Source organism: Acinetobacter sp. WA-87, assembly GCF_039938935.1.
Lineage (GTDB): Bacteria > Pseudomonadota > Gammaproteobacteria > Pseudomonadales > Moraxellaceae > Acinetobacter > Acinetobacter seifertii.
On sequence record NZ_JBDUVF010000002.1, the window covers coordinates 361,439 to 373,253 of the forward strand.

The following is an 11,815-nucleotide window of genomic DNA, read 5'->3' on the forward strand; positions in this document are numbered from 1 at the left end:
TTATATAATAAGTGATGATGAATAATGCACTTTCGGACATTTTTCACAATCAAACCGCACTTACTCGTGAACGGTTAAGCTTTTGTGAAGCCAATATTAAAGACCTTAATGAATGGGTTACTACCCTTTCTATTATGCAATTGGGTGATACCTCAAAGGCTTTATTTACAGCACTTTTGGAATTGAATGAATTAAATTGCAGTGAAACGCTTCGCTTCGATTTAATTCAAACACTTCACCCAACCATTAATAATGTTTTGGCGAGTCTAGAAAAAAACTTTTTTAACCAAGGTGTGATTAGTACAGACCGTAACGAGCACATTATTGAACTGGCAATGCTTCTACGTTGCTATTTTGCGAGTATTTATTTAAATATCGCAAGGACAAGCCACGGACAGCTACAAAGACAGAAGTTTTCTCTATTTTCATTTAAACAAAAGAAAAATTTGCAAACTGCGCGTATTTTGGCGACTTTCCATGCATTGCAGCAACTCACCAACCTTTTATATCAGCAGCACATGCTCTATAGCGAACCTGTCAAAGGCCAATGGTTAATTGCTCATGAACTTTATGAAACCGCAGTCCAATATAAATATCATTTAACCAATATTAATCATATTCAAGGCGTACAGCATCCTTTAGCCAATATTACGCAGGCATACGCTCAGCTTATTTTATTAGATATTTTTAATACCAATCAGATTCGTCAATCGGAAATTCAAGCGCTATTCCAGTGTAGTTTTGACTGGGCACGTATGATTCAAATTTTACCTAAAGATAGTGCTTTAACTAAGTATGTGGTCGATCCGACTAAAGACCACCCACCGGTATATAACAAAAAACAAAGCTCAAATTTCAATCCAAGCATTTTTATTAGCACTCAAGCGTTGCTTGAGCATGTTACTGCCACCATGCATAAAAATGCTCAGTACATGTCTAAAAATGAAAAGATTTATTTAAGCCCTGCGTTAAAGTTTCACGTTCAAACCATTTTAGGCACGACCGCACAGCGCCGTCATGAACGTTATGAATATAATGCCGCTCTCCAAATTTGCTTCGGATTAACTACCGCACATTTTTATCTATCTAAAGCAAAGAACTTTGAAGAAACGCTCCAACTCAACAATAACTATAATTTACAAAGTGAATCGAAGGTTTTATCAAACCTAGAGAAAAAAGAGCAACAAACCAGCTCTTACCAACGCTTAAGCCGTGAAAGTAAAACCATTTATCAAACCACAGTGCTTGATATCAGTGTTAATGGCTATCGTATTAAATGGTCTGGTGAAGCTCCGAAAAACTTACGAACTGGCGAATATATTTTAGTTAAAGAAACATTACATGGTCAGTGGCGTGGCGGTGTGATTCGCTGGATTAAACAATCAACAGAAAAAAGTTTGGAACTGGGTTTAGAAATTCTTTCACAAGCCATGTTCCCTTGTGCTGTACATATTCAGGCTGAGCGCCATACCCGTAATTATCACCCTGCACTATTACTACAAACTCAAAACTTAGAAGAAATACAAAACACGCTTATTTTACCGGGGTCTCAAATTTTTAGAGAGCAACAAACAATTCATTTACGATTGGGGACAGAAGAAATCAAAGTGTATCTACTCAAAGCACAACTCATTACTCAGAGTTTTATTCAATTTCAATTTGAACTTTTAAATGATCAGCAACAACATTTGCTTGATCAGTTCATGTTGAAAAAGAATAGTAACGCGAATAGTCAAGATTTATGGGAAGCATTAAAGTGAGAAACTCTTTACTATCTAAAAAGTTAAGACGTACTGAAATACGTTTACTCATTATTGATGATAACCAGTTACGTTATAACCAAATTTTAAATCTTTTATCGGGGAATCAATATCAAGTTAATGCTTTATTACTTGATGATTTAAAAAGTTTTGAAAAGCAGCTCAATACATCATGGGATGTGATTATTTTTGGCCGCGCGTACGATTTGAAAATTGAACAAACTCTCTCCCTCGTTCAAGCGTCAGAACAGCCGCAACTTCCAATTTTACTTTTGCAACCAGATGATTATCAAACACAGCAATACCAAAACTATATTCAAAAAGGTATTTACGATGTAGTTCCATTAGAACCACTGGACTATTTCTACATCACACTTGTTCGAACCTTATCGTATAGCCGCCTTTTACAAACGGAACAACGTTTGTTAGCAGAGCTTGATACCATTCATAGTCATACGCAAACTCTAGTCGACAACAGCCATAAAGCAGTCGCTATTTTTCAAGAAGGCATACATATTAAGGCAAATCCTGAATACCTTAATCTTTTTGGCTTTAAGCAAGAAGAAGATATTATTGGTTTGCCAATCTTGGATGTCTTACAACCGAACGATTTAAATATTTTCAAACAACGATTTAAGAAAATTTCTTTAGGTCAGTTTGATCAAGCTCGTTTTGAAATTCAAAGTCAGCATCAAGCTATTTCTGGTAATAACGCTTTGAAACTGGAATTTATTCCAAGCCAAGAAGAAGACGCTGTACAACTGACCATCGATTATCAAGTTGATTTAAGCATTCCAGCAAACACGTCTCCATCTGAAAAAAGTGTCGGATTAAGTACGGCTTGGCAACAAATCAATCGACATTTATCAACCCATCCTGCGCAAGCAAATGCTGTAGTGTTATTTAAGCTCGCGCAATGCCCAGAACGCCTCTTTCAACAAGGTTGGCAGACGTTGGGACTATATTTCAATCAGCTTCATGGTTTTTTAAAAGATCATGCACAAATGCCAATTTTCAAAGTCGATTTGGGAACTTATGCTGGGATTTTACAAGCTGAAAATAGTTCAGTTTTAAATTCGCAGTTAACAAGTCTACAAACTTTGCAAAAAGAACACTTGTTAAAAGTGAATGAACAAAACTTCTCGGTACAGTTAAAGCTTGGCTATGCTCCGCTTAAACAACCGCTCACTGAGATGTCTTTTAGCTCATTACTCAATGAAGCTGAAAAGCAGAATCTACCTCAAGTTACACCTCAACTTGAAATAGCGCCAATTGAAGAAAAAATCGTTTCACCGACTGTTGAAACTGTTCCTCTAGATTTAACAATTGACCATTTCGAGGTGAGTTCTCAGTCATCTTTGCTACAGCAGTTAAAACAGAAACTCGCTAAAGGTGAGATACATCTGAAGTATCAGCAAGTGTATGACAAACATGATGAAGAAACTCATAACTATGAAGTGACGAGTGGCTTTATTACTGATGAACAATGGCATGATTTAAACGACTTAGCTGACTTAAAAGAAGATACTGAGCTTTCAATTCAAGTAGATCGCTGGATATTGGTTGAAGCATGTAAACAGCTTCACAATTTTATTGCTCAGTATCCTAAAGCAAGACTCATTATTAACCTGAATATTGATATTTTGCTGAAAGATAAATCATTCCCAGAGCTGATTTCAAAGCTGCTAACCATTATTGGTAGCAAACTTGAAAGTCCGTTAATTTTACAGTTTTCAGAACAAGCACTTCAGCACTATCTTCCAACCGTTCAGCCGCTGATTGGTCGTTTACGCCAACACGGTGCAGAAGTTTCAATTCGAGATTTTGCTTCTTCAATGCATAGTGATTCAATTTTACAGCAGCTTGATATTCAGCTTGTAAAATTACAGTCTAGCAAAACGGATTTGTTAAGTTCAGATCAAGGTCTGAACAGCTTGCAAGAAAAGGTATTGAACTATCTGACTGTAAAACCAATTGGAATTTTATTGGCTAACTTAAATGATATGAACCTATTTGCAAATGCATGGAATGTGGAAGCACGTTTCTTACAAGGTGATTATTTCCAGAAAAAACTTGATCGCTTAACCGATGTACAAGACCAGTAATGGTCTTGTTATTTAAAAAATAAAAAACGGGCATAAGCCCGTTTTTTATTTCGTTCTGAAGTATTAACGCTTGATAGAGCGAGACATACCAGAGAAACGTTGTTTGAATTTGTCGATACGACCACCAGTATCTACATTCTTTTGTTTACCAGTGTAGAATGGGTGGCAAGCTGAACATACGTCAAGGTAAATAGTTTCTTTACCTAAAGCAGAACGAGTTTCGATTACGTTACCGCATGAGCAAGTTGCAACTAATTTTTCATATTTTGGGTGAATATCGGCGCGCATCGTCGATTACTCCTAATTGAAGAAAGGCTTAAGCTGTCATCGCAATTGATCACTCTCAATTAAATTGAGGAAAGCTTTTTCAAGCAGATCAACACCACAACAGACCATTCTTTTGGCCCACCGAAACCTCTAGGGTTAGAGCTAAGCACAACAAGTGGACATTATTATACGCCATATAAATCTTTTTTGCGAATTAATCTTGGGATTTAGCCCAGTAATTTGCGATTACTCCACACACCATTAGCTGTATTTGGTGAAATATCATAATTGGCAAAACAATCATTCCTAACGGCTGACCAATAAATAAGATTTGTGCCATAGGTACACCGCTTGCCAAGGTCTTTTTTGAACCACAAAAGAAAACAGTAATCTGATCGGCACGGCTAAAACCAAAAGCACGCGGCAAATAGAGCGCAAGCAACATAATAATGGTAAGTAACACAGAACAAGCGAGCGCCAAAAGCAGTAAAGTTTTCCAGTTTACCTGATGCCAAAGCCCGGCCACTACTGCCCCGCTAAACGCGCCGTAAACCACCATCAAAATTGAGCCTTGATCAAATGCTTTTACAATGCTTGGTACTTTTGCCATATATGGAAAAACATAGGGACGAAGCAATTGGCCTAAAACAAATGGCACTAATAGCAACAGCGTAATTTCAATAATAGACGACGTAGGATCAAACCCGTGCTGACTTTGCCCTAAAATAAAAAAGCTGACTAAAACTGGCGTGATAAACATACCCACCAAGTTTGAGAAAGATGCACTACATACCGCCCCTGCCACATTTCCTTTTGCAACTGAAGTAAATGCAATAGAAGACTGAACAGTAGATGGCAAGAAGCACATAAATAGAAAGCCCCAATAGAGCTGCTGTCCTAATAAGGGTAAAAGAATAGGTTTAGCCAATAACCCCAGAGCAGGAAAAATAAAGAACGTAATTGCAAATACCAGTAAATGCATTTTCCAATGCAAAATACCTTCAATTACAGCCTCACGAGACAATTTAGCACCGTGCAGAAAAAATAAAATTGCAATCGCGACTGTAGTTAATGTATTGAAATACTGCGCAGCTTGACCACTGACTGGAAAAAACGTTGCTAGTAGTACCATGCCAACCAACAAAACTGTAAATCGATCAAGTGCCAAGAACTTCAGCATATTCACATCCTATGATTATTTTAGACAAATAAAAGCCCAGTTGATAAATTGACCATTTGGTCAGGTCTTCATCATACTGGGCTGTAAAAATAAAGCTAGACTTTTAAGAGCTAAATCTTAAAGCACTTAAGTCATTTACTTAATTATTTCTGGCATCTGCATCTTGCTGAATGAGCTCGATTTTGTAGCCATCTGGATCTTCAACAAAGGCAATAACCGTAACACCACCCTTCATTGGGCCAGCTTCACGCACAACTTTACCGCCACGTGCTTTAATTTCTTCACATGCTTTGTAAGCGTCTTCGACACCAATTGCAATGTGACCATAAGCATTACCTAAATCATAACTTGATGTATCCCAGTTATGAGTAAGTTCAAGCACGGTATTATTTTCTTCATCGCCATAACCAACAAATGCCAGTGTAAAACGACCTTCTTCATAATCACGCTTACGAAGTAACTTCATTCCTAATACTTCGGTATAGAACTTTAAAGATTGTTCTAAATTGCCTACTCGCAACATTGTATGAAGCATTCGCATGTTTATTCACCTGCCTTTTCTGATTCATGTGTTTGATGATCTTTGAGTAGTTTTCCAACCCAAACCACTAAAATTAAGATTGGAATCCCGATCAGTGTGGTCATCAAAAAGAAGTTTGGGTACCCAATATTACTCACTATGGTACCCGAATATCCACCTAAAAGTTTTGGTGTAAGGGTCATGAGTGAACTAAAGATCGCATATTGAACAGCAGTAAATGACACACTGGTTAAACTCGAAAGGAATGCAATGAATGCTGCACCTGCAAGGCCCGAAGCCATATTGTCTACAACAATTGCGAAGTAGAGCCATAGCGAACTGTAAGGCTTGATGACTTTACCGCTAATCTCAACTTCTTTACCTGACTGAGTGTCAATGTATGGTAGAGGCTCGATGTTTACATCTAATTCAGCTTTTGGTGCAGAATTTGAAGCGACTTCATATTGATGCGAAACTGATAATAATTTTTGGTTTCCTTCAACCACCGCAGCAGTTAATTGCTTGGTTGGTGATGACAATAATTTTTGCATATCAATTGCCGCGTTAAACACGCCTTTTTGATCTGTCATTTTTGCATCAAAGTTTTGCCCATTCAAACTCACTACAATCTTTTGGTTAGGTGACAAAGCCTTGCCAAAGTACTGACCACGAACAACAACACTTCCCTCAGAAGATTTAGCAGTAATTTGGTCACTTCCCATTAAAGGTAAAATCTGTATAGGTGAATCTTCAGCATGCGTTGTTACTAATGGTTGAACTCGGACTATGCTCTCTGCTTGTTGACCTTGCAAAGCATAGCCTGCTTTAACATCAATTTGTTTTGTGCCATCAAAAGTAGAACTTGGGACTTTAACCTTCCAATACCCTACTTCATCTGGCTGAGCTTTATAATGTTTGTCTCCCACTTGAATATCAACCATATCAAGCGGTTTGCCAGATTTTACTAAACCAATGAAAATGAGGTTAGTAGAGCTTGCCAATACAGCACCAACAAACATCAGTTTCATGATGTTCATACGCTGCGCTAGTAGGCCACCTAGGAAGCCACCAACCAAGCTAAAGATAACGCCATAAACTTTTACTGCTTCGGCAATTTGCTCTTTGCTAAAGTTCAGATCTTGATAAAAGACGTTTGAAATTACACCCGCAATAATGTCTGAAATACGGAAGAAACCGATCAAGAATAAAAGCACTAACGCAAGTTTGACACCATAACGTTTAAAGAAATCAAGAATTGGAGCAATCCAAGTTTCTTTTGCCATTTGCTGGTTTACAACACCCATTTTAACCAGTATGTAACCGACTAAAATGGCAGTACCTGTTGCGGTTAAAAATCTTAAAGCTTCTAAGCCAAATAAACTTGCACTATCTTGAATATTGCCAGCTTTTGAAATTGCCTCAGTAATTTGACCTGAATAAATATAAGTTAAAACAAACGAAATGACCGCTATAAAGAAGACTAAAACTAAACAGTAATAATCAGTAGTCTTATAGTTTTTATATACTCGACTAACTTGAGGTTCACGAACAAGTAAGGTTGTAATAATACCGACCGACATGACTGCTGCCATGGTTAAGTAGGTGGTTTTCCAAGCCTCGTAAATATAGTTACCTTTCGCTGTTCCTAAATGTGCAGCTAAAAACAATGCACCAGCACCAGCCACAATCATACCTATACGGTAACCCGCATTATAAGTAGATGCTAACACCGTCTGCATTTCAGTTTCAGCTAACTCAATACGATAGGCATCAATGACGATATCTTGCGTTGCCGCCGAGAAGCCAAGTAAAACTGCACCTGCTGCCATTTGAACGAGATAACTATGACCTAAAGCTGGATCAGCAAATGCCATCGTACAAATCGCAAGCACAATCAAACACTGTGCAATTAACAGCCAAGCACGTCTTCGACCTAAAGCCTTGGTCAAGAACGGTACTGGCAACTCATCAATGAGAGGTGCCCAAACAAACTTAAAGGAATATCCCAAAGCTGCCCAACTAAAAAAAGTGACTGCACTTTTATCGATACCCGCTTCGCCTAGCCATAATGAAAGGCTAGAGAAAATCAATAAAATAGGTATTCCGGCAGAAAAACCCAGAAATAGCATAATTAATGCACGACGGTCTAAAAATGCTTTAAACGCCGAGACCCAACCAGAGGTTTGTGTGGTCATTCGTTTTTTATTTTCCATAAATTATAAATGTGCCTATTCAATCGCTTCTTACCATTCCTTTCAAGATTCTTTATGCAATCAAGTTTGGTTTTGATGATAAAAACGGCAAGTTTGCTTGATATTTTATGCTAAACCTGTATACCTTTAACCCTCAACCTTCGTTTTCTTTTGCTGGATACCAACAGTGACACAAAAACTTGATCAAGTGACAACTTCAACTTTATCACTCGCTAAAACAAACACCACAAACGTCACAATAAATGCATTTCCTTCAGCTCTTGAGCAACCTGATATAAAAATGACTTTAGATAAAACAGCCTTAAAACCGGAACAACTTACCCATATTCCAGATTTTGAAAATATTCCAGCTTCAACAAAACGTATCAAACCACTCAATAATTTTTTAGGTCAAGACCGCGCTAAAGCGTCGGTAGAAGCGGGTATTTCTTTACCCTACTCAGGTTATAACATTTTTGCAGTAGGAACGGCAGGCTTAGGCAAACGCACCATGATTAAGCGTTTACTACAGCAACATGCCAAAACAATGCCAACTCCTGACGACTGGGTATATGTCTATAATTTTAAACACGCGCGTCAACCAATTGCCTTACGCTTCCCTGCTGGTCAAGGCACCAAGTTTCAACAAGCTCTTCATCAAGCTTGGCAAATTATTTTAAAACAGCTTGAACGCCGTTTTAGTGCCGAAACTTATCATAACCGTATTGAACGGATCCGTGAGGAAACCGGAGATGAACAACAACAAGCGCTGGTTGAGTTAACCAAAGAAGGCGAAGAGCTCGACTTAAAATTGATTTCTCGAAATGAGAAACATGGTTTTGTACCTGTACAAGTAAAAGACGATCAGGTGCAAGAGCTCACTCAAACAGAAATTGATGCTCTAAATACGAAACAACGCGCTGAAATCGCGGCTAATGTTCGCTACATGGATAAAAAACTTGAGCGTCTTGGTTTGCATTTAGGCGATTTAGAAGATGATGCGCGCGACAAAGTTTCTGTATTAAATCGAGATATTGCGACTCAAGTGGTTATGCCACGAATAGATTTAATTTTAAATAAATATGGCCAAGTGAAAGGCCTTGAAGATTATTTAAAGCAATATGCTCAAGATGTAATTGAGAATGTTGAACTCATTTTAGAGCAAGAAGAAGACGACTTTGCTCCTGCTATGTTCAATCGCGTACCAGCACGTTATCAAGCAAATGTGATTGTCTCAAATAAACCAAACAGCGGTGCTCCGGTTATTTTTGAAGATTTCCCAACGCACTACAACTTACTTGGTCACGTTGAGCAACTTACTCATAACGGTACAATTACCACAGATTTTACTCTCATTCGTCCTGGTGCTCTTCATCAAGCGAATGGTGGTTTTCTAATGCTTGAGGCAGAGCAATTACTTGAGCAACCTTATGCATGGCAAGGTTTAAAACGTGCCTTAAAATCAGGACAACTCAAGCTCTCTTCTCTTGAACACATGTTGACGTTAACGGGTTCTATCTCGATTGAGCCTGCTGCGGTACCACTGGATATTAAAGTGGTACTTATGGCAGAGCCTGAAATTTATTATGAAATTTTAGAAGTAGAACCAGAGCTTGGTAGCGTATTTAAAATACGCGCAGATTTTACCGATACATTACAACGTAATGACGAAAATGAACAAGCTTACATGCAGTTAATTGCTGACTATGTTCAAGCCGACAAACTACTTCCATTTGACCGTAGTGCTTTAGCTGCTTTACTTACCGACTCAAGCCGTCAAGCAGAAGATCAAAGCTCGCTATCGTTACATGCTTCAACTTTGGGTGACCTGATTCGTGAAGCACATCACCATGCTTTTAAAGCCAATGAAAAGCTTGTAACTGATCAGCACATTAACCTTGCGCTACAACATAGACAGTATCGATTAGGCTATCTAAGAGAGCTTTACTGGCAGGATTTATCACGCGGAACTCAGCTAATCGAGACTTCTGGTCATCGTTTAGGTCAAATTAATGCTCTCTCTGTTATTCACTATGCAGATGTGGAGTTTGGTTTACCTTCACGTTTGACTGCATCAGTCTATCAAGGTGGCGGCGATATTCTTGATATTGAGCGTAGTGTAGAGCTTGGTGGTTCACTGCATGCTAAAGGCGTCTTACTTATGTCGAGCTTCTTGAAAGCTCACTTTGGTCGTGAACAGATTTTGCATTTCTCTGCTGCGCTTGCATTTGAACAAAGCTATGGCCAAGTAGATGGCGACAGCGCCACGGTTGCCGAACTTTCTGCGTTAATTTCTGCCATAAGCCAAATTCCAATTGATCAATCATGGGCGATTACAGGTTCTATGAACCAGTTAGGTCAAGTTCAACCCATTGGCGGTGTAAATGCAAAAATTGAAGGCTTCTATGATGCTTGTAAATTACAAGGTTTAACGGGTAAACAAGGTGTCATTATTCCACGTCAAAACATGCAGCATTTAATGCTACGCCAAGATGTAATTGATGCGGTACAAAGTGGTCAATTCCATATCCATGCGATTGATACCATTGATCAAGCACTTGAAATTTTAATGGCTCGCCCTGTTGGTACACTGGATAAAAAAGGTAGATATAGCAAACATTCAATTTACGCTGCCGTAATGGAACAGCTTGAATATTGGCAAGCGATTGAAGATGGCGAAGAAATTGAAGAGGAACCAAAGAAGAAAAAGAAAAATAAGAAAAAAATTAAGAAGCACGAGGAGCTCACAGCAAATGATCTTCCACAGGAAACTCAGGAAGAAGTTGCGACTCTCAAGCAAAAATAATACTCATATAAAAAGGGCTTGTAATCACAAGCCCTTTTTATGCATCAATTGAAAGTTAGCGAACGATCTGCATCGCTCGTCCACCAGCCAACTGACTAAAATATTGTTTAAGTGCTTCAACACAGCGTTGAATTTTCATTGGCTGTTGATCGTGTTTGGCAATCTCTGCATACAAAGTAAAAGCCGGCAGTTTCCAATCTGGCAAGATTTCAATTAAAGAACCAGCTTTCAATTCTTTTTGAGCATCTAAATATAAAATTCTAGCAATACCATGTCCTTGCTGACATAAGGCTTTAGCAACTTGCAAATTATTACTTTGCAAACGGCTTACCATCTCAATATGTAATTTTTCACCGGTTTTAGCATGTTGGAAACTAAAACTGCGTGATTCATTCATTGCATTGATAGAAAGCAACTCATGGTTGTTTAAATCATTTGGGTGCAAAATCGGGCTTGATTGATTGAGATAGCTAGGAGAGGCTACCAAAATCTGATCGACAAAAGCCATAGGAACTACAGTACTACTCTCTTCTACTGGTGTAGAACTCATGCGTACTGCAATATCAATTCGCTCTTCAATGAGGTCAATATAACGATGACCTACTTCAAAATGAACAGATAAACCACGATGAGCAGACATCCAGTGAGATAACGCAGGAATAATATGCTGAACTGCTAAATCAGGTGTAGTTGCTATACGCAAATCACCAATCAAATCATCTCGCAACTCATTGATTCTGATTTTGCCTCTTTCTGCGGCTGCCAACATTTCTTGACAACTTGAGAAAAAAGCCTGTCCAGCCTCTGTCAAACTAAGTTTTCGAGTAGAACGGTGTAATAAAATTACATCCATTTCATTTTCAAGAGAACGTATTTGCTGACTTACAGCACTTGTTGTAATGCCTAATTCACGTGCCGCACCACTAAATGAACTTTTTTCAACCACACAAGCAAAAACACCCATCGCACGAAGCTGATCTAACAT

The 11,815-nt window shown here is 38.5% G+C and carries 8 protein-coding genes; 3 read left to right on the forward strand and 5 right to left on the reverse strand.

What is annotated here, in order from left to right; genetic code table 11:
* The first annotated feature begins 14 nt into the window (after window positions 1-14).
* Together ABFY81_RS08685 and ABFY81_RS08690 are read left to right on the forward strand one after the other, a co-directional pair.
* On the forward strand, window positions 15-1,760 hold the full coding sequence (locus ABFY81_RS08685) for a hypothetical protein (RefSeq protein ID WP_025465158.1): 1,746 nt from the start codon (window positions 15-17) through the stop codon (window positions 1,758-1,760).
* Complete coding sequence (locus tag ABFY81_RS08690) at window positions 1,757-3,865, forward strand: EAL domain-containing protein (RefSeq protein ID WP_347913555.1); 2,109 nt, start codon at window positions 1,757-1,759, stop codon at window positions 3,863-3,865. The genes ABFY81_RS08685 and ABFY81_RS08690 overlap by 4 nt, the downstream gene beginning before the upstream one ends.
* A 63-nt stretch (window positions 3,866-3,928) precedes the next feature.
* On the opposite strand, the gene rpmE is transcribed toward ABFY81_RS08690, so the two are convergent.
* The 4 genes from rpmE to ABFY81_RS08710 all read right to left on the reverse strand — a co-directional run bounded on the left by rpmE (window position 3,929) and on the right by ABFY81_RS08710 (window position 8,045).
* Entirely contained in the window at window positions 3,929-4,153 is a 225-nt protein-coding gene (gene rpmE, locus ABFY81_RS08695; RefSeq protein WP_004652835.1) for a 50S ribosomal protein L31, read from the reverse strand.
* 193 nt (window positions 4,154-4,346) lie between these two features.
* Window positions 4,347-5,318, reverse strand: a complete 972-nt coding sequence (locus ABFY81_RS08700; protein WP_085945699.1) for a bile acid:sodium symporter family protein — start codon at window positions 5,316-5,318, stop codon at window positions 4,347-4,349.
* A gap of 133 nt (window positions 5,319-5,451) precedes the next feature.
* Window positions 5,452-5,853, reverse strand: a complete 402-nt coding sequence (gene gloA, locus ABFY81_RS08705; protein ID WP_019457730.1) for a lactoylglutathione lyase — start codon at window positions 5,851-5,853, stop codon at window positions 5,452-5,454.
* 2 nt (window positions 5,854-5,855) lie between these two features.
* Window positions 5,856-8,045 (reverse strand): MFS transporter, encoded by a 2,190-nt coding sequence (locus ABFY81_RS08710; protein WP_347913556.1) that lies wholly within the window; start codon window positions 8,043-8,045, stop codon window positions 5,856-5,858.
* A gap of 166 nt (window positions 8,046-8,211) precedes the next feature.
* Here ABFY81_RS08710 and ABFY81_RS08715 point away from each other — a divergent pair, with 166 nt between their 5' ends.
* The gene (locus ABFY81_RS08715) at window positions 8,212-10,830 is read left to right on the forward strand and encodes an ATP-binding protein (RefSeq protein ID WP_039252848.1); all 2,619 of its coding nucleotides are present in this window, start codon (window positions 8,212-8,214) and stop codon (window positions 10,828-10,830) included.
* A gap of 55 nt (window positions 10,831-10,885) precedes the next feature.
* Here the strand turns inward: ABFY81_RS08715 and ABFY81_RS08720 are convergent, their stop codons facing one another.
* A complete protein-coding gene (locus tag ABFY81_RS08720; RefSeq protein ID WP_263614299.1) occupies window positions 10,886-11,815 on the reverse strand; it encodes a LysR family transcriptional regulator in 930 nt (309 codons plus the stop codon).

What these genes read in the sequence shown, in the direction of transcription:
- gloA (WP_019457730.1), bottom strand. Translation starts at nt 5,853, where the DNA reads ATGCGAATGCTTCATACAATGTTGCGAGTAGGCAATTTAGAACAATCT.
- ABFY81_RS08685 (WP_025465158.1), top strand. Translation starts at nt 15, where the DNA reads ATGATGAATAATGCACTTTCGGACATTTTTCACAATCAAACCGCACTT.
- ABFY81_RS08710 (WP_347913556.1), bottom strand. Translation starts at nt 8,045, where the DNA reads ATGGAAAATAAAAAACGAATGACCACACAAACCTCTGGTTGGGTCTCG.
- ABFY81_RS08720 (WP_263614299.1), bottom strand. Translation starts at nt 11,815, where the DNA reads ATGTTAGATCAGCTTCGTGCGATGGGTGTTTTTGCTTGTGTGGTTGAA.
- rpmE (WP_004652835.1), bottom strand. Translation starts at nt 4,153, where the DNA reads ATGCGCGCCGATATTCACCCAAAATATGAAAAATTAGTTGCAACTTGC.